Origin of the sequence: Myxococcus stipitatus DSM 14675 (genome assembly GCF_000331735.1) — a bacterium.
In the GTDB taxonomy this organism is placed as follows: domain Bacteria; phylum Myxococcota; class Myxococcia; order Myxococcales; family Myxococcaceae; genus Myxococcus; species Myxococcus stipitatus.
This window is the reverse complement of the sequence record NC_020126.1, coordinates 791,229-808,512: the sequence shown is the minus strand read 5'-3', so window position 1 is coordinate 808,512 and position 17,284 is coordinate 791,229. Positions and strand designations below refer to the sequence as shown.

At 70.3% G+C, this 17,284-nt stretch carries 15 protein-coding genes; 10 read left to right on the top strand and 5 right to left on the bottom strand.

Annotation, left to right across the window (positions count from 1 at the left end):
- Positions 1–45: 45 nt before the first annotated feature.
- Together MYSTI_RS03260 and MYSTI_RS03255 are read right to left on the bottom strand one after the other, a co-directional pair.
- Positions 46–486 carry an organic hydroperoxide resistance protein gene (locus MYSTI_RS03260; RefSeq protein ID WP_015346269.1) on the bottom strand — a complete coding sequence of 147 codons (441 nt, stop codon included), beginning with the start codon at positions 484–486 and terminating at the stop codon, positions 46–48.
- A gap of 172 nt (positions 487–658) precedes the next feature.
- Positions 659–2,254: a S8 family serine peptidase gene (locus MYSTI_RS03255; RefSeq protein WP_015346268.1), complete on the bottom strand. Its 1,596-nt coding sequence runs from the start codon at positions 2,252–2,254 to the stop codon at positions 659–661.
- Between the two features lie 148 nt (positions 2,255–2,402).
- On the opposite strand from MYSTI_RS03255, the gene MYSTI_RS03250 reads away from it, so the two are divergent.
- Positions 2,403–3,188 carry a HipA family kinase gene (locus MYSTI_RS03250; protein ID WP_015346267.1) on the top strand — a complete coding sequence of 262 codons (786 nt, stop codon included), beginning with the start codon at positions 2,403–2,405 and terminating at the stop codon, positions 3,186–3,188.
- On the top strand, positions 3,166–3,564 hold the full coding sequence (locus MYSTI_RS03245) for a DUF3037 domain-containing protein (RefSeq protein ID WP_015346266.1): 399 nt from the start codon (positions 3,166–3,168) through the stop codon (positions 3,562–3,564). Before MYSTI_RS03250 ends, MYSTI_RS03245 begins: the two co-directional genes overlap by 23 nt.
- Positions 3,565–3,583: 19 nt before the next feature.
- Here MYSTI_RS03245 and MYSTI_RS03240 read toward each other — a convergent pair whose 3' ends face one another.
- Positions 3,584–4,126, bottom strand: a complete 543-nt coding sequence (locus MYSTI_RS03240) for a hypothetical protein (protein ID WP_044278570.1) — start codon at positions 4,124–4,126, stop codon at positions 3,584–3,586.
- A gap of 288 nt (positions 4,127–4,414) precedes the next feature.
- Here MYSTI_RS03240 and MYSTI_RS03235 point away from each other — a divergent pair, with 288 nt between their 5' ends.
- The gene (locus tag MYSTI_RS03235) at positions 4,415–5,380 is read left to right on the top strand and encodes an endonuclease/exonuclease/phosphatase family protein (protein ID WP_015346264.1); all 966 of its coding nucleotides are present in this window, start codon (positions 4,415–4,417) and stop codon (positions 5,378–5,380) included.
- Positions 5,381–5,389: 9 nt separating this feature from the next.
- Here the strand turns inward: MYSTI_RS03235 and MYSTI_RS03230 are convergent, their stop codons facing one another.
- Entirely contained in the window at positions 5,390–6,172 is a 783-nt protein-coding gene (locus MYSTI_RS03230; protein WP_015346263.1) for a J domain-containing protein, read from the bottom strand.
- Between the two features lie 135 nt (positions 6,173–6,307).
- Here MYSTI_RS03230 and MYSTI_RS03225 point away from each other — a divergent pair, with 135 nt between their 5' ends.
- The 3 genes from MYSTI_RS03225 (at position 6,308) to MYSTI_RS43620 (ending at position 11,578) form a co-directional block, all read left to right on the top strand.
- Positions 6,308–8,929, top strand: coding sequence for a M1 family aminopeptidase (locus MYSTI_RS03225; RefSeq protein WP_015346262.1), 2,622 nt, complete (start codon positions 6,308–6,310; stop codon positions 8,927–8,929).
- Positions 8,930–9,312: 383 nt separating this feature from the next.
- Positions 9,313–11,256, top strand: a complete 1,944-nt coding sequence (locus MYSTI_RS03220; protein WP_015346261.1) for a PAS domain-containing sensor histidine kinase — start codon at positions 9,313–9,315, stop codon at positions 11,254–11,256.
- Between the two features lie 154 nt (positions 11,257–11,410).
- On the top strand, positions 11,411–11,578 hold the full coding sequence (locus MYSTI_RS43620; protein WP_015346260.1) for a hypothetical protein: 168 nt from the start codon (positions 11,411–11,413) through the stop codon (positions 11,576–11,578).
- 9 nt (positions 11,579–11,587) lie between these two features.
- Here the strand turns inward: MYSTI_RS43620 and MYSTI_RS03215 are convergent, their stop codons facing one another.
- Positions 11,588–12,145, bottom strand: a complete 558-nt coding sequence (locus MYSTI_RS03215; protein WP_015346259.1) for a TspO/MBR family protein — start codon at positions 12,143–12,145, stop codon at positions 11,588–11,590.
- A gap of 121 nt (positions 12,146–12,266) precedes the next feature.
- Between MYSTI_RS03215 and MYSTI_RS03210 the strand changes: the two genes are divergently transcribed.
- The 4 genes from MYSTI_RS03210 to MYSTI_RS03195 all read left to right on the top strand — a co-directional run bounded on the left by MYSTI_RS03210 (position 12,267) and on the right by MYSTI_RS03195 (position 17,115).
- The gene (locus MYSTI_RS03210) at positions 12,267–12,857 is read left to right on the top strand and encodes a DUF924 family protein (RefSeq protein WP_015346258.1); all 591 of its coding nucleotides are present in this window, start codon (positions 12,267–12,269) and stop codon (positions 12,855–12,857) included.
- A 225-nt stretch (positions 12,858–13,082) separates the two neighbouring features.
- Positions 13,083–15,521 carry a CHASE2 domain-containing protein gene (locus MYSTI_RS03205; RefSeq protein WP_015346257.1) on the top strand — a complete coding sequence of 813 codons (2,439 nt, stop codon included), beginning with the start codon at positions 13,083–13,085 and terminating at the stop codon, positions 15,519–15,521.
- 20 nt (positions 15,522–15,541) lie between these two features.
- Positions 15,542–16,123: an SH3 domain-containing protein gene (locus MYSTI_RS03200; protein WP_015346256.1), complete on the top strand. Its 582-nt coding sequence runs from the start codon at positions 15,542–15,544 to the stop codon at positions 16,121–16,123.
- The gene (locus MYSTI_RS03195; RefSeq protein WP_015346255.1) at positions 16,123–17,115 is read left to right on the top strand and encodes a M48 family metalloprotease; all 993 of its coding nucleotides are present in this window, start codon (positions 16,123–16,125) and stop codon (positions 17,113–17,115) included. The genes MYSTI_RS03200 and MYSTI_RS03195 overlap by 1 nt, the downstream gene beginning before the upstream one ends.
- Positions 17,116–17,284 lie beyond the last annotated feature (169 nt).

Below are 17,284 nucleotides of genomic sequence, written 5' to 3'. Positions count from 1 at the left end.
CGTCACGCCGCGAAAGGTTTCACGCGGCGCGGTGCCCGCTTCGCACTACTCCGCGACAGAGAGCTTCACGTCGATGTTGCCGCGCGTGGCGCGCGAGTACGGGCACACCTCGTGGGCCGCGTGCATCAGGCCCTCCGCCTCCTGACGGGGGATGCCGGGGAGGATGCCCTTGAGCTCCACCGCCAGCCCGAAGCCCCCATCCGGCGTCTTGCCGATGGTGACCGACGCCGCGATGCCCACGTCGGGGCCCAGCTTCTTGCCGGCCTTGCCCGCCACCAGGCGCAGCGCGCCCTCGAAGCAGGCGGAGTACCCCGCGGCGAAGAGCTGCTCGGGGTTGGTGGCCCCGGCCGCCGCCGCGCCTCCCAGCTCCTTGGGCATCGACAGCTTCAGGTCGATGACGCCATCCGAGGACTTCACTTCGCCGTTGCGGCCTCCATGGGCGGTGGCGTGGGCGGTGTACAGGGGCGAAATCGTGACGGGGGCCATGGCTTCTCTCCTTCGAGACCTTCGGGATGGGGAACAACCAGCCTTCGCCCTGAATAATGCGCGGGGCGCGATTGGGTTGCGCACAATTCAATCGGCCCCGAAAAAGCCCCCTGACCAGGGCCCTCGCGCCCCCGGAGGAGCTCGAAGGCGGGCCAGGGGGCGGGCGGGGTGCCTAGCGCCCGGCGACGGAAGTGGGAGGCGTGGTGACAGTCTCCTTCGCGGCCTTCACCGCGGCGGCGATGTCCAGCTTGCCACTGGTGCTGACCTTCCCCTTGAGGTCGGGGTCCACTTCCACCGTCTTCACCAGCAAGTCCCTCACCTGGGCGGCCGTCAGGTCGGGGTTCGCGGCGAACATCAGGGCCGCGGCGCCCGCCACCGTCGGGGTGGCCATGGAGGTGCCGCTCATCTTCTCCCAGTCGCCGCCCGGCACGGTGGAGAGCACGTCCTCGCCCACCGCGGCCAGCTCCACCACCTTGTCGCCGTGTGAGGAGAAGCGCGCCAGCTTGTCGTTGCGCTTGTCCATGGACGCCACGGTGATGACGTTGGGCAGGTCGATGTTGGCGGGCATGTCCGCCACGTCGTTCAGGTTGCTGCCGTTGCCGTTGGCCGTGGCCGCCACGAGCAGGATGTCCGCGTCCGCCAGCTTCTGCACGGCGGCCTTCCAGCGCGCCTGCGAGGCCGCGTCGCGGTACTCGTCGCCGAAGCTGGCGTTGAGGGCCCGGACGTTGACGCCGTGGTTCTGCTTCATGTTGACGATGTAGTCCACGCCCCGCTCGAAGTTGGTGAGCAGGTCGGCCCCGTCGTACAGCCCGCCGATGCTCATCACCTTCGCCTTGCCCGCGGCGATGCCCGTGTTGCCCTTGCCGTTGTCGTCCGCGGCGATGATGCCGGCGACATGCGTGCCGTGGTCCGTGCCCTCGCCCTTCATCACGTCGCCGCTGTTGAAGCCCACGTTGTAGCCGTGGATGTCATCCACCACGCCATTGCCGTCGTTGTCCTTCCCGTCGCCGGCGACCTCGTTCGGGTTGGTCCACATGCCGGTGGACAGGTCCGAGTGCTTGAAGTCCACACCGCCATCGAACACCGCGACAACGGGCGGGCCGGAGGGACGCGGCTTGGGGTCCACCGGGCCCTGCGCCTTGCCGGACGCCTCCAGGCCCCAGCTCTTCAGCGTGCCCGTGTCCGCGCGCGCCTTGTCCTCCACCGACAGCGTCCAGGTGCCCTTGGCCGACTCGCCCTTGAAGGCGGTGCTCAGGTCGAACGCGCCCTTCACGTCGTCCGCGTTCCCCCCCTGGCGGTCCGACACCGTCGCCGTCTTGCCGGACGGGCTGGTGAGCTTCACCACCAGGTCGCCCCGGTACGAGTGCGCCAGGTCCAGGTTCAGCTTCAGCGACTCCAGCGGCACGTCCTTGTCGAAGCTCACCGTGGACGTGAGCGTCTGCAGGTCCTTCACCGCCGCGTTCGGCGTGGCGGACGCCGTCAGCGTCACGGGCGTGGAGGCCTCCCGCGAGCCCACCGCCACCTTGTTGCCGCCGAAGGCGAAGGCCGTGGCCGGCAGCACCGGAGCGCTCGGGTCCGGCCGCTGGCCCGTGGGGCGGTCGACGAAGTTGGAGGGCCGGCCCATCAGCTTCCCGGAGTCGAAGCCGTCCGTGCCCCCCTTGCCGGGCCGAGCCACTCCCCGTGAAGGCGCGGTCGACTCGGAACGGGCGGCCTCGCCGGTGCGAGGAGTGGACGTCGGGAGCGACAGCGGCTTGCGGTGGACAGTCATGGATGGGGCTCCGTGGGGGACGGATTCAACGGCCTGTCACCCATTGTCGCACCCCGTCACGCACAGTTTCTCGCGGGCTGTATTTTCTACTGCGGGTGAAATCCCAAAACTACCGGCCCGTGCTAGAGCGCGGCGCGGGAGCCAACGAATGCCAAGGACCATTGTCGCCACGCGTTACGTGACGCCCCTGCGCGAGGGGGGTTCACTGCCCGCCATCGTCGAGGCGGAGGACGCGGGGCTGTATGTCGTGAAGTTCCGGGGGGCGGGCCAGGGGGCCAAGGCCCTCATCGCGGAGTACATCGCGGCGGAGCTGGCGCGGGCGGCGGGCCTGAGGGTGCCGGAGATGGTGCTGATGGAGCTGGACCCGGCGCTGGGGCGCAACGAGCCGGACAGCGAGATTCGCGGCCTCATCAAGGCGAGCGAGGGGCTCAACCTGGCCTTGGACTACCTGCCGGGCTCGGTGACGTTCGACCCCGTGGCCGGGCCGGCGCCGTCGGCCGCGGAGGCCTCCGCCATCGTCGCGTTCGACGCCTTCATCACCAACGTGGACCGCACGCCGAAGAACCCCAACCTCCTGTGCTGGCACCGGGAGCTGTGGCTCATCGACCATGGGGCGTCGCTCTACTTCCACCACGCGTGGGTGGACTGGGAGGAGCGCAGCCAGGGCCGCTTCGCGCCCATCAAGGACCACGTGCTGCTGCCGTGGGCCAGCCAGCTGACGCAGGCCGAGGCCACGCTGCGCGGCAAGCTCACGCGCGAGGTGGTGGAGGCCACGGTGCAGGGCCTCCCGGAGGGCTGGCTCAGCGCGGCCGAGTCCCCCTTCCCCACCGTGGACGCGCACCGCGCCGCCTACGTCACGTGGTTGCTCAAGCGCGTCCAGGCCCTGCCGGCCTTCATCGAGGAGGCGGCCCGTGCCCGCGCACAGCTCGTTTGACTACGCCATCATCCGCGTGGTGCCCCGCGTGGAGCGCGAGGAGTTCATCAACGTGGGCGTCGTCCTCTTCTGCACCACGCAGCGCTTCCTGGGCGTGCGCGTGGAGCTGGACGAAGCGCGCCTGAAGGCCCTGGCCCCCGACACGGACCTGGACACGGTGAGGGACCACCTGGAGAGCTTCCGCCGCGTCAGCGAGGGCGGCAAGGGCACGGGCCCCATCGGCCAGCTGCCCCAGAAGGACCGCTGGCACTGGCTGGTGGCCCCACGCAGCACCATCCTCCAGACGGGGCCGGTGCACTCGGGGCTGAGCCAGGAGCCCCAGAAGGCCCTGGAGCACCTGATGGACACCGTGGTGCGCGTGAAGCGCGTGCGGTGACACAGCACGAGCCCCGCGACTACTTCACGCGGGTCCCCGTGAAGCGCAGCGTGGAGGTGCAGACCTCCTGCTCCTCTGCGTCGGAGCCCAGCCCCGCGGCCCTGATGCCGCGCAGGGCGAGGGTGCCGTGGATGGCGTCGTCCTCCAGCGACGCGTTGTCGATGGAGATGCGCAGCGTGTACGTGGTGACGCCCGTGCCCACCTCCAAGGGAATGGCGCGGATGTTGATGTACTGGAACGGCCCCTCCGTGGAGGTCGTCCCCTCCAGCACGTCGAGCCCCACGTCCCCCACGTCGAAGTCGATGTCGGTGCCCAGGTGGTTCTTGAAGACGACGTCGGGCATCTCCAGGAGGGTCGCCCCGAACTCGTCGGCGCGCACCGTCCAGCGCTGGTGGTGGGCCAACCCGGAGGGGCCTCCCGTGCCCGTCGTCGTCACGTCCTTCTCGCCCGTCTTGTCCGTGCACGAGTAGGGGACGGCCAGGGCCTCGGCCTCGTCCAGCACCACGTCGTACGCCTCCTGCTCGAACCCGCCGCAGGCCGCCAGGAGCAGCACCAGCGGCAAACCCCTTCTCCTCACGTCACCCGGCATCGCCGTTCCTCCTCTGGGGGGATGCCCCTCGCTCCTCGCCGGCCCTTCGCGCGCTGGCACGCCCGCTGGCCCTCCGACGGGGGCGGCGGACGCCTTCATCCCGAGCCGGGGAGCAAAGCACGGCGCGGCCAGCGGGGGAACACGGGCGCCCGGGGAGACGGACTGTCCGGCGGAGGCCCCTCCTCACGGAATGAGGGGCGCGCGCGGCGGGAGGTGAGTAGCTTCCACCTGTGCCCGCCTGCCCGCGGGCACGGACCTCGTATGCCCGACCCTTCGTTGCGAATCGTCACGTACAACGTCCGCTACTTCGGCCACATGCTCCGGGGGCTGGCCAGCACCATGGGCCCCAAGCGCCGCGTGGCCGCGGCCCTGGCGGCACTGGACCCCTTGCCGGACATCGTGTGCCTGCAGGAGGTGGAGACGACGTCGCTGCGCAGCACCATCGCCGACCGCCCCAAGCGCCCCGGCGAGACGCAGCTCATGGCCTTCATGGGCCGCATGGACGAGACGTTCTCCGCCCAGTCGCGCGACATGCCCTACGAGGCGTTCTACTTCCGCGCGCACCACTACAAGCTGGGCGACGTGTCGCTCTACACCACGGGCCTGGCGGTGCTCGTCAACAAGCGCACGCTCCAGGTGGACAAGCACAACGTGGACGCGCCCCAGTCCATCACCCACCACCACGTGCTGCGGCTGAAGGACCGCAAGCAGAGCCGCATCTGCGCGCACATGCGCCTGTTGCGCCGCGAGGACGGGCGCGCCTTCCACGTCTTCAACACGCACCTGAGCCTGCCCACGCCCTTCGCCCGGGAGTTCTGGTCCACCAAGGACAAGATGGGCTGCGGCGTCAACCAGCTCCACGAGGCGCGCAAGCTGACGGACTTCATGAGCGCGCACTCGAACAGCGAGCCCTTCGTCGTGTGCGGGGACTTCAACTCGCCGCCGTCCTCGCCCGTGTTCCGCTACCTCACGGGCGACGCGCGGCTGACGTGCGCGCAGGCCGCGGTGGGGCAGATCGACCCGACCGTGTCGCGAGGCTTCCCCACCGCGGGCTTCATGCACATGCGCATGCACCTGGACCACATGTTCTCCGGCGCGGGCGTGCGCTGGCTCGACACGCAGGAGACGCATCCCTTCGGAGACCTCAAGAGCCGCTTCCACGGCCTGTCGGACCACACGCCCATCGTCGCGCGGTTCGCGCTGGACGCGGCTCCCTCGGCGGGCTGAGTCCGGCGCTCACGCGCGGGGCTTGAGCGCTCCCTCCACCTCTTCCCACGCCTCCAGGATTTCGCGCGTGCGGCGCTCCGCCAGCTCGCGGAACTCCGGCGCCAGGTGCGCCACCTTGTCCGGGTGATAGCCGGCGATGAGGGTGCGGAACACCTTGCGCGCCTCATCCAGCGTCATGTCCCGCTCCAGCCCCAGCAGCGCCCAGGCGTCCTTCCGCTCGGGCACGTGCGGACGGCTGCCTCGGGGCGGCGTGGTCTCCGGGTCCGGGGTGTCCCGAGCGCGCCACTCCTGCTCGACCCGGGCGCGGCTGCTCGCGGGGCGACGGGGGGCACGAGGCGCGGGCTCCGGACGCTTCCTGCCGGGCCGCCTCGCGGGGTCCGGCGCGGGGATGCGGGGAGAGCACTGGCTGAGCGCATCCTCCAGGAACCACAGGTCATCGGCCGGCAGGCCGTGCTTGCGCACCACGGCGCGCGGGCGGCCGTCCTCCAGCAGCAGGTAGCCGTTCGTGACGGCGTAGGCGTCATCCCGGCTGTCGGGATGGAGCCGGTCGGCCAGGTCACCCAGCGGGTCCCTCCACATGCCGTCCGGGGTGCCCTCGTCGGCCACGAGCACCTGCGTCAGCACGCGGCCGTGGAGGAACTCCAGCGTGGCGAAGGGCTCGCGCGCCTCCGGGGAGCGCATGGCCGGGCCATGACGCACCCCGGTCACCAGCAACAACCCTCGCGTCCCGTCCACGTGGGCGAAGAGCTGCTCGCGCACCTGCCTGTCTGAAAAGTAGAGGACGAACTGCACGGTGGACAACGTAGTCCGAAGTGCCCCGTCCAGACAGGGCCTCCTCACGGCACGCGACGAGGGTGCAGGGTGAGACAGTGTGACGAAACACAGCCTCGACGCTGGCTCCCGCTTGAGAAAGAGTCGTCCTTGCTTATGCGCTGCTGCCACCGTCACGCCTCCGAGCCCGCCCTCCCTCAGTCCCGTGCCTTCAGCCTCCCCGGCGCCACCGAGCACTACGCCGCCGAGCGGCCCATCCGCGCCGAGCACGTCCGCATCGAGCTGTCGCTCGACTTCGACCAGGGCCGCATCACCGGCGTCTGTACGACGCGCGTCTCCGCGGTCCGCGGGGTGTCCACCCTGAGCTTCGACGCGGTGGACCTGGATGTGTCCAGCGTCACCGTGGAGGGCCGCCCCGCGCGGTTCTCCAACTCCGGTGCACACGTGCGCGTGGAGCTGCCCCAGCCGCTCACCCCCGGCACCGCCGTGGAGGTCTCCCTCCACTACGCGGCCCGTCCTCGCCGGGGCCTGTACTTCTGGGGACCCGAGGCCGCGTACCCGGAGCGTCCTCGCCAGGCCTGGACGCAGAACCAGGACACGGACGCGCGCTGCTGGTTCCCCTGTCTGGACACGCCCGCGCAGAAGGCCACGTCCGAGCTCATCGCCACCTTCCCCCAGGGGCTGACGGCGCTGTCCAACGGCGTGCTCGTGACGGACACCGTCCAGGACGGCCGCCGCACGCAGCACTACCGGATGGAGCAGCCCCACTCGCCCTATCTCATCACGCTCGCGGTGGGTGACTTCGAGGAGCTGACGGACACGGTGGGCACCGTCCCGCTGCGCTACCTGTTTCCTCGGGGGCGCCGCGAGGACGCGCTGCGCTGCATCCGCCGCACCCCGGAGATGGTGCGCGTGTTCCAGGAGGCCACCGGAGAGCCCTTCCCGTGGAGCGGCTACGCGCAGGTGTTCCTCACCGAGTTCATCTTCGGGGGGATGGAGAACACGACGGCCACCAGCCTCACCGACTCCGTCCTCCACGACGCGCGCGCGCACGCCGACTACAACGCGGAGCCGCTCATCTCGCATGAGCTGGCGCACCAGTGGTTCGGCGACCTGCTCACCTGCCGCGACTGGCCGCACGGCTGGCTCAACGAGGGCTTCGCCACGTGGTTCGAGGTGCTGTGGAAGGAGCGCGCCGACGGCGTGGACGAGGCGGACCAGCATCGGCTCACCGACCTGGAGGCGTACCTGTCGGAGGTGAAGGAGCGCTATGCGCGCGCCATCGTCTCGCGCCGGTTCCACGCGCCGCTGGATGTCTTCGACCGGCACCTCTACGAGAAGGGCGGGCTCGTTCTCCATGAGCTGCGCCGGCGGCTGGGGGATGAGCTCTTCTTCCGGGGCCTGCGGCACTACGTGTCGCGCCACCGCCATGGCTCGGTGGAGACGGTGGACCTGGCGCGGGCCTTCGAGCAGGCGACGGGCCACAACCTGGATGGCTTCTTCGACCAGTACGTCTTCGCGCCGGGCCACCCCGAGCTCAAGGTGGAGGTGCGCTACGAGCCGGAGGAGGCGCGGCTGCGCCTCAAGGTGAGACAGGTGCAGCGCACGGACGCGGGCACGCCCGTGTTCCGCCTGCCGCTGGATGTCGTCGTCCACACGGAGGGGCGCGACGTGCTCCACCGGCTGGAGGTGACGGACGCGGAGCACTTCTTCCACCTGCCCTGCCCCACCGCGCCCACGCAGGTGCGCGTGGACCCGAGGCGCGATGTGCTGGGCACCCTGGACGTGGACAAGTCCGTGGGGCTCTGGATGGAGGAGCTGCGCTCCGCGCCGGAGTCACGTGCTCGCACGGAGGCCGCGCACGCGCTGGGGCGGGATGGGGGCTTCCGCGCCGTGGAGGCGTTAGGGGCGGCGCTGGGCGATGCGCGCCTGTTCTGGGGCACGCGGGCCGCGAGCGCCAGGGCACTGGGCCGCATCCGCACGCCCGAGGCACGCACGCGGCTGCTCGCGTCCTTGAGGGCGGAGCACCCGAGGGTCCGCCGTGCGGTGGTCGCCGCGCTGGGAGAGTTCCGTCGGGACGCGGAGGTCATCGCGCTCCTGCGCTCGCTGTTGCAGTCGGGAGACACCAGCTACTTCGTTGAAGCGGAGGCCGCGCGGAGCTACGGCAAGCTGCGGGCCTCGGATGCGCTGACGGTGCTGGAGACCACCGCCACGCGCTCGTCGTTCCAGGACGTCATCGCGGTGGGGGCGATGGACGGGCTCGCCGAGTCGCAGGACCCCGCGGCCTTCGCGCTGGTGGAGGCGCGCACGGCCTATGGGCAGCCGCCGTTCCTGCGCCGCGCGGCGACGCAGGCGGTGGCGAAGCTGGCGGAGGTGGCGGGCCGGCAGCGCGAGGCGGTGGACCTGCTGTCGGAGCTGCTCCGAGACCCGATGTTCCGGGTCCAGATGGGCGTGTTCGAGGCGGCGCGGACGCTCGGGGACCGGCGCATCATCGGCGCATTGGAGGGCACGCCGCTGAGCGACGCACGGGCCCGACGGGCCGCCAGGGAGACGGTGCGCTCGCTGCGCGAGGGAGAACCCCAGGCCCGTGAGCTGGCGGCGTTACGGGAAGAGGTGGACGCGTTGAAGGAGATGACGCGCGCCATGCGAGAGCGCCTCGAGGTGATGGCGCCGCCGCGCGCGCCCGAGAAGCCCGCGAGTGGTGGAGCCCGTCGAGCGAAGGCCGCTGGCAAGAAGGCGCCCGTGGCCCGCAAGAAGGCGGGCAAGCCGCGTCGGTAGTCGTCGCGGCTCTCCCCCTCGGCCTGTTGCGCGGGGGCGGCCCACCGTCGCGTGAGCGGGCGCAGGCCGTGAGGCAGGGTGTGCGCCTCGCGACGCACTGCCGCGCCCCTCGCTGGCCGACGCGCAGTCCCGCCCGCGCGGTGAGGCGCGGAAGGTGCGGAAGGTGCGCCGCGACACCTCGCCTCGGGCGCACCTCGTGACGGACGGAACCTGGCCCTCGCCCGAGGGCCTGTCAGCACGACGCGCCCTCGTCCCCCTCCCTCCTCCTCATCCAGGCGCTCCGGGCATGCGACCGCGAGGGAACGTGGACGGACGCGCCCGTTCTCCCTCGTGGACATCCTTCACGCAGGAGGCAGCGCCCTCACGACCGCCCCAGGGAGAACATGGCCGGAGCCAACGAGGAGGTCAGTGCCTGGCTGGACGCCGCCGTCGACCCCTTGGTCGCCTGCGACAGCAACGAGCACATCTCCTTCCTCAACCGTGCCGCCGAGCGCCTGCTCGACTGGAAGCGCGAGGACCTCCAAGGCCAGCCCGTCTCCCGCCTCTTCCCTCAACGCCCGCACCAACACGGCGACCAGAGCCTCGTGCGCTACCTGCTCTCGCGAAGAGAGGCCCTCGGAGGTCGCCCCACGCGCGTGCTCGCCCATCGCCGCGACGGCGTGGAGATTCTCGTGGAGCTCACCGTGGGCGCCTCCGGCCAGGGCGACCAGGAGCGCATCATCCTCAGCCTGCGCCGCCTCCACGAAGTCATCGACACGCTGCGCGAGCCCCTGGAGCAACCCCGCCCCCAGGACACCGCCCGACTCGTCGAGACCCACAGCAGCGGAGACGACCTCTACCGGCTCGTCGTCGAGAACGCCCCGCTGGGCATCTTCCACTACGACACCACGCCGGTCATCACCGCGTGCAACGAGCTCTTCGTCACGCTCATCGGCTCCCCCAAGCGGGTGCTGGTGGGGCTGAACCTCCTGACCCTTCGCGACGAGCGGATGATGCACTGCGTGCGCGAGACCCTCGCCGGACGGAGCGCCCACTTCGAGGGCGACTACAGCTCCGTCACCGGCCACAAGGTGACCCCCGTCCACGTGCGCTTCGCGCCTTGCTACAACGACGCGGGCGAGGTCGAGGGAGGCGTGGGCATCGTCGAGGACATCTCCGAGCGCCGCCACGCCGAGCGCCAACGCGACGAGAGCCTGGCCCTGCTGAGAATCCTCTTCGACAGCGCTCCCGTGGGCCTGGGCTTCCTCGACACGAACCTGCGCTACGTGCGCGTCAACGAGCGCCTGGCCCGCATCAACGGAATCCCCGCCGAGGCCCATGTCGGCAAGAGTCCCCTCGAGTTGCTCGGCCGAGGAGGCCCCGCCACGGAGGCCATGCTGCACGAGGCCATGGACTCCGGCGCCCCCGTGGTGGAGCGCGAGGTGGACACCGAGGCCGTGGGCTTTCCCGGCCCTCGCCGCCTGCTCACCGGGAGCTGCTACCCCGTGCGCACCCCCGACGGACACCTGCTGGGCGTGGGCGCGCTGGTGGAGGACGTCACCCAGCGCAAGCTCGCCGAGGAGGAGCGCGAGCGGCTGTATCGCGAGGCCCAGGAAGCCATCCGCGTGCGCGACGACTTCCTGTCCATCGCCTCCCATGAATTGAAGACTCCGCTCACGCCGCTGAGCCTCCGGCTGGCGACGCTCGAGCGGAAGCTGGAGCGAGGCGAGCACGTGGACCCGACCACGCTGCGCCACGCGCGTCAGCACCTCCTGCGCATGACGGGGCTCATCAACGACCTGCTGGACGCCTCCCGCATCGAGGCCGGCCGCCTCATGCTTCACCCCCAGCCCACGCGGATGGACAGCCTGGTGGAGCACGTCCTCCAGGCGATGGAGGCCCAGCGCGGCATCCACGAGCTGCGCTTCGAACACCCCGAGCAGGCCGTGCAGGTTTTCGCCGACCCGTACCGGCTGGAGCAGGTCATCTCCAATCTCGTGGAGAACGCGCTCAAATACAGCCCGGATGGCGGCCTCATCCGCGTGACGTTGCAGATACGCGGAGAGATGGCGTTGTTATCAGTCTCCGACTCGGGCATCGGCATTCCCGAGGACCAGCAGAAGCTGTTGTTCGAGCGATACTTCCGAGCCCGCAATGTCTCCTCGCGCTCGTATGGCGGCCTGGGCCTGGGCCTGTACATCAGCCGAGACATCGTCGAGCACCACGGCGGCAGGATCTGGGTGGAGAGCGAGGTGGGCCAAGGGTCCACCTTCCACGTGGCGCTCCCCCTGCTCGGCACCTCGGCGACACACCCGCCCGCAGGCCAGCCCGAGCGTCGCCTCCACTGAATCTCCGTCACCCCGCATTCCGCAAGAACTACAGCCACGGCTGTCCAGCACCTCGCATCCGACGGTCTTTTCCGCCTGGATTCGTACGCTCCAGGCGCTGGCACGACGGCTGCTCTCTCCACGCCTCGAGGCCGAAACCAAGAGGAACAAACACATGATGACGGAGACTCCAGCCTGGACTCGTGACAATGACGGGTGGCTCGTCCGCGTGAAGCTGGGCGGGCGGATTCAAGAGGTCCGTTGCAGCACCGAGAGTCAGGCGCGCTACATCGCGGTCATGCTGGCCCTCAACCCGCAGCAGCCCTCGAAGCTGCGCAACTGAAACAAGACGTCAGTGCGCCGCGCGAGGATTGCGACGAACGACTTCGCCATTCAGGACATTGGCGAAGCCCACCCAGGCCAGGTACGGCGCCACCAGCCACGCCGCGGGCCGGTCCACCTCGCGCGTCGCGGCGACATACGCGCCGATGCTGCCCAGCAGGGCCACGTTGTCCACCAGGGCCCCGCGCGGCCGCTGCTTGCCGAAGAAGAGCCAGGACCAGGCGGCGTTCAACCCCAGCTGCACGCCCCACCAGCCCAGCGCTCGCGAGCGCGCGGCTCCCGCGGGCGCGGTCCACACGCGCCAGCCGGAGAGGGCCACGAGTGTATACAGCGCCGTCCAGACAGGCCCGAAGACACGGGGCGGCGGCTGGAAGGGCGGCTTGCGCAGCCGCCGATACCACCGGGGATTCGCGTGGCTCTGATGGGCGCCGAGCCACGCCGTGCCCGCGGTGAGCGCGCTGAAGGCGCCCAGTGCGACCACGGCCTCGGTGCGCAGTGTGGGATTGAGGGCCGTCCGTTTCACGGGCCCCAACCCCCGGTGAGTCGACGGCTCCCACGGGGTATTCATGGTGCTCTCCAGGTCGCGCGGTGCGCCAATGTTCGCTGCAAGGTGGTGACGGCTCGCATCGCCGTCCACCCCGTTGACTGTTGACGGTTGCTCGCTCTATCGAGACCCTGGGGAGGAAGACATGGAGAGTGCGGAGGGAGTTCTCGACTTCTGGTTTGGCCAACCCGCGGACCCGGTTCGCAACCCCGCCTGTATCCGGCCTCGCGCCGTGTGGTTCGAGCGAGACCCGGCGTTCGATGCGGAGTGCCAGCACCGGTTCATGGACCTTCACGAGCGCGCGGCGGCCGGCGAGCTGTGCGACTGGCGCGATGAGCCGCGAAGCAGCCTGGCGCTGATACTCCTGTTGGACCAGGTGCCTCGCAACCTCTTCCGAGGGAGCCAGCGCGCCTTCGCCACGGATGCACGCGCGCGCTCCGTGGCGCGTCACGCGCTCGCGCGGGGACAGGACCTGGCGCTGCCCTCCGTGTGGCGCTGGTTCATGTACCTCCCCTTCGAGCACAGCGAGGAGCTCCACGACCAGCGGCTGTCGGTCTCCCTCTTCGAGCTGCTGACGATGCACCACTCCGGCAGCGATGCGTCGCTCGACTGGGCGCGCAGGCACCTGGTCGTCATCGAGCGCTTCGGACGCTTCCCGCACCGCAACACCGCGCTGGGGCGTACATCGACTCCCGAGGAAGCACGTTTCCTCCAGGAGCCGGGCTCGGCCTTCTAGCGTCCCGTCGTCCCAGCCCTGGAACATTCCCAGGGCCCGGAGAATAAGACGGGGCGCTCCACGTCCGTGGCCAGGCGAGCAGCCCGCCGCTCGCCGCCCGGGTGTGACACCCGAGCGTCACTTCAGGGTATGCAGGGCGCCGTGGGCATCCATCCGGCCGGGGAGATGCCTCGCGCCACGGTGGCTGCGCTAGTGTGGCGACCCACGCATTCCGCATGAGGGGCCGTGGCAGGGGACACCTGGAAGATCATCCGGCTGCGCTGGCGTGAACACGGGCTGCTGATGCTCGGCGTGGCGGTGCTGTCCACCGCGCTGGCGACGCTGGCCTGGTCGGGCGGGTGGCTCCATGACTTGGAGCGCGGCGCCTATGACCAGGCCCTCAACCGCTTCACCGATGGACGGGGCCTGTCGCCGAACGTCTCGGTGGTGGTCATCGACCAGTCGAGCCTGGACGGCATCCGCGCCAATGAGCGCTACACGCTCAACTTCGGCAGCTGGCCCTACAGCCGCAACCTGTGGGCCCGCGTGGTGGAGCAGCTGGAAGCGGAGGGTGCGCGCGCCGTCGTCTTCGACGCGGTGATGGACGAGCGCTCGTCCGACGAGTCCACCGACCTGGCCCTGGCGGAGGTGCTGCGCGACACACGTGTCCCCTTCTTCCTGGGCGTCTCCACCAACGCCAACGCGCAGCCCCTGCCGCGGGTGGACTTCGCCGCGCAGCCCGCCTCCGCGCTCGCGCCCCCTCCCGCGCCCCCCGCCGCCCCCGTGGCCTCCGCGCAGGACGCGCTGCCCCAGGAGGCGCTGCCCTCCAGCCCCGGTGAGGAGACCTTCCCCTCGGACGCGAGCGGCGAGTTCGCCGAGGCCCCCGAGGACAAGGCCGTCGCGTCCGTCACACCCGAGCAGGTCGCGCATGCGCTCGCCTTCCCCATCCAGACGCGAGGCGTGACGCCCCCGATGCTGGAGGGCCCGGACTTCGAGGGAGAGACCTCCGCGCCCGCCTCCGAGGACCCGGCCCACGTGCGCCGCCGCCCCGTTCCGCCCATCCCCGTGCTGGTGGGCGCGGTGGATGGCTTCGGGCTGGTGGACACGGAGACGGACCCCGACGGCTTCATGCGGCGCACGCGCTTCGCGTACACGGATGGCATCAACACGTACCCGACGCTGCCGCTGCGGGTGATGGCGGGCCTGTATGGCGCCAGCGAGGTGACGCTCTCCCGCGGGAAGCTGCGCGTGGGCACTCGGACGTACGCGGTGGACGCGGATGGTGGCGCGGCCATCGACTATGGCGGCGGTGAGCTGCACGAGCGCTTCCACACGTTGCCGCTGCTGGAGGTGCTCGACGGGTGGGTGCGACGGGAGAACGGGCAGCCCTCGGGGCTCCCCTCCGAGGCCCTCCGAGGCAAGGTGGTGGTCATCGGCGGCACCGCGCTGGGGCTGGGCGACATCAAGGCCACGTCCTTCCGCGCGGAGGTCCCCGGCGTCATGAAGCAGGCCGCGGTGCTGGACACGCTGCTGGGCTCGGGGCGCTTCATCACGCGGACGCCGCTGGTGGTGGACGTGTCGCTCACGCTGGTGGTGGCGTTCATCTCCGTCGTGCTCCTGATGACGACGCGCTGGCTGCCACTGGAGATCGCCTGGCCCGTGGCGCTGCTCCTGGGCATGTACCTGGTGACGGGGCGCTTCCTCTCCTCGGGGACCCATGTGTTGACGGCGCTGCCCGCCATGGCGGGCCTGGTGGCCAGCGTCACGGCGGTGGCCTTCAACCACCTGGTGGCCAACCGCGAGACGGAGTTCGTGCGCACCGCGTTCAGCCGCTTCATGGAGCCCAAGCTCGTGGAGCAGATGATTTCCGAGCGGAAGCTGCCTCGGCTCGACGGAGAGAACGTCGAAATCAGCGCCTTCTTCAGCGACATCCGCGGCTTCTCCACCTTCAGCGAGCGCTTCAAGGAGGACCCGCGCAGCCTGGTGCGCATCCTCAATACGTATCTGACGCGAGTGAGCGGCGCGCTGCTGAAGGAAGGCGGATGCCTGGACAAGTACATCGGCGACGCCGTGGTGTGTTTGTTCGGCGCGCCCATGCGCCAGGACGACCACGCGGTGCGCGCGTGCCGAGGCGCGCTGGCGGCCAAGGCCGAGGTGGACAAGCTGCGCGAGGAGTTCCGCGTCAAGGGGCTGCCGGACGTGTACACGCGCATCGGCGTCAACTCCGCGGTGAACTTCGTGGGCAACTTCGGCAGTGAGCAGCTCTTCAGCTACACGGCCATCGGCGACGGGATGAACCTGGCCGCGCGGCTGGAGGGCGCGAACAAGGCGTATGGCTCCGTCATCATGATTGGCCCGCGCACGTACGAACTGGCGCGCGAGCACATCGAGGTGCGTGAGCTGGACCGCGTGCGGGTGGCCGGGAAGACGGAGGCCGTCACCGTGTACGAGCTGCTCGCGCTCAAGGGGGGATTGGACGCGGGGAAGCGGGCCACGGTGGAGCGATATCACGCGGCGCTGGCGCTCTATCGCGAGGCCCGGTTCGACGAGGCCGCGTCGAGGTTGGAAGCACTCAAGACGGACGCTCCGGAGGACGGGCCCACGCAGGCCTTGCTGGAGCGTTGCCACAAGTACGCCAAGGCGCCACCGCCGGACTTCGACGGTGTGGCGAGCCTGGACAAGTGAGCGGGAAAGGAGTCGGCGCGATGAGGACGAGAACGAGAGCGGCCTGGGCCGCGGTGATTCTGGCGCTGGGGGTGCCCGGCGCGGCCTCGGCGGTGGCGGTGGGGGGCTCGCTGTATGTGAAGGCCAAGAACACGCGGGTGATGGAGAGCCCGTCTCCCACGGCCAACGCGGTGGTCATCCTCCAGCCGGGTGAGCAGGTGAAGTGGGAGGGCGCCGACACCAAGAACAAGCAGTGGCACAAGGTGAAGACGTCCGCGGGGAAGCGCGGCTTCGTGTTCCAGTCGAACCTGTCCACCACGGCGCCCAACATGGAGCTCGTCGTCGAGGACAAGGGCAAGCGCAAGGTGAACCCCGCGGGCTTCGTCGCGAGCGGCGCCGCGGTGAAGGCGCTCAGCCCCGGCGCGGTCGACTACGGCAACAAGAAGGGCGGCAGCCACAAGCAGGCCGTGGCGCAGCTCCAGCAGTTGGAGAAGACGGCGAAGGATGTCTCGACGGCGGACATCGCGCGGCATGTGACGGAGGCCGGGCTGTTCCCCGTGGTGGGTGAGTCCGCCACGGCGAAGTCCGGCGGCGCCAAGGGCAAGTCGAAGGGAGGCTCGTGATGAGGACGCACTGGAAGACGCTCGCCGTCGCGAGCCTGGGCGTGCTGTCGGTGTCATGCAAGGGCATGACGATGGACCAGGTGGCGCGGGGTGTCGGGCAGGTGGTCGACAACTCGGCGGCGGCGCAGAAGCAGCGCGACGAGTGCAAGAAGCTCGACGTGGAGCCGACGGTGCAGGAGGAGTACGCCATCGGCAGCGCCATGGCGGTGCACTGGGTGCAGGGCGGCGGTGGCCTGTTCTCCGAAGGCTCCAGGGGCACCGGGGTCCACTCCATCCACGAGTACCTCAACACCGTGGGGAAGAACCTGGGCGCGCAGTCCGCGAGGCCCACGCTGGAGTGGACCTTCGGCGTGCTCAACGACGACAAGAACTTCAACGCGGTGTCCACACCCGGGGCCTACGTCTTCGTCACGCGCAAGCTGCTCGCGGAGCTGGACAACGAGAGCCAGCTCGCGGGCGTGCTGGCCCATGAGATTGCCCACATCGTGCTCAAGCACTCCATCAAGCAATACAACTCCGCCAAGGTGAGCCTGTGCCAGGTGGCGGTCACGATGGAGAAGAACTTCCCCGGCTCGGGGCAGCTCATCGCCGCGGGGGGCAGCGGGGGCAACCTGGACCTGGACAGCGACTCGGCGCTGCTCGGCAACTTGACGGAGAAGGTCATCGCGCTCGCCGAGAGCGGCAATGACCGGGAGCAGGAGTACGCCGCGGACAAGATGGCCGTGCGGATGATGATCTCCGCGGGCTACGACCCGAACGAGTACCGCGCGCTGCTGCGCAAGACGGAGGACGGGTCCAGCATCGGCTCGCGCCACCCGAAGAAGGAGGACCGCGAGAAGCGCATCGTCGCGTTCCTCGACGGGCTGAAGGGTCGCGACGGGGAGTTCACCGAGCTGTCCCTGGAGGGCCTGCGCAGCCCGCCGCTCAAGCCGGAGCTCGTCGCCGCCGTGAAGGGCTCGGGGCGGAGCGGCGTGGCGAAGGACGCGAAGTAGCGAGGGCGGGCGCCCTCCATCGGGCGCCCTGTCCCAGGCGGGCTCGGCGCGGGGCGGCGAGGAAGCGCCCTGTGTCGGGCGCTCCCCGCTGGCACGTCTCAGCGCGCGGCGGCCCGGTGAGGCCTGCTGTTGCGCGGAAGCGCCCTGCGTCGGGCACTCCCCGCTGGCA

Excerpts from the sequence above, each read along its gene's own strand:
- MYSTI_RS03260 (WP_015346269.1), bottom strand. The coding sequence starts at position 486 with ATGGCCCCCGTCACGATTTCGCCCCTGTACACCGCCCACGCCACCGCC.
- MYSTI_RS03255 (WP_015346268.1), bottom strand. The coding sequence starts at position 2,254 with ATGACTGTCCACCGCAAGCCGCTGTCGCTCCCGACGTCCACTCCTCGC.
- MYSTI_RS03250 (WP_015346267.1), top strand. The coding sequence starts at position 2,403 with ATGCCAAGGACCATTGTCGCCACGCGTTACGTGACGCCCCTGCGCGAG.
- MYSTI_RS03235 (WP_015346264.1), top strand. The coding sequence starts at position 4,415 with ATGCCCGACCCTTCGTTGCGAATCGTCACGTACAACGTCCGCTACTTC.
- MYSTI_RS03225 (WP_015346262.1), top strand. The coding sequence starts at position 6,308 with ATGCGCTGCTGCCACCGTCACGCCTCCGAGCCCGCCCTCCCTCAGTCC.
- MYSTI_RS03220 (WP_015346261.1), top strand. The coding sequence starts at position 9,313 with ATGGCCGGAGCCAACGAGGAGGTCAGTGCCTGGCTGGACGCCGCCGTC.
- MYSTI_RS43620 (WP_015346260.1), top strand. The coding sequence starts at position 11,411 with ATGATGACGGAGACTCCAGCCTGGACTCGTGACAATGACGGGTGGCTC.
- MYSTI_RS03215 (WP_015346259.1), bottom strand. The coding sequence starts at position 12,145 with ATGAATACCCCGTGGGAGCCGTCGACTCACCGGGGGTTGGGGCCCGTG.
- MYSTI_RS03210 (WP_015346258.1), top strand. The coding sequence starts at position 12,267 with ATGGAGAGTGCGGAGGGAGTTCTCGACTTCTGGTTTGGCCAACCCGCG.
- MYSTI_RS03200 (WP_015346256.1), top strand. The coding sequence starts at position 15,542 with ATGAGGACGAGAACGAGAGCGGCCTGGGCCGCGGTGATTCTGGCGCTG.
- MYSTI_RS03195 (WP_015346255.1), top strand. The coding sequence starts at position 16,123 with ATGAGGACGCACTGGAAGACGCTCGCCGTCGCGAGCCTGGGCGTGCTG.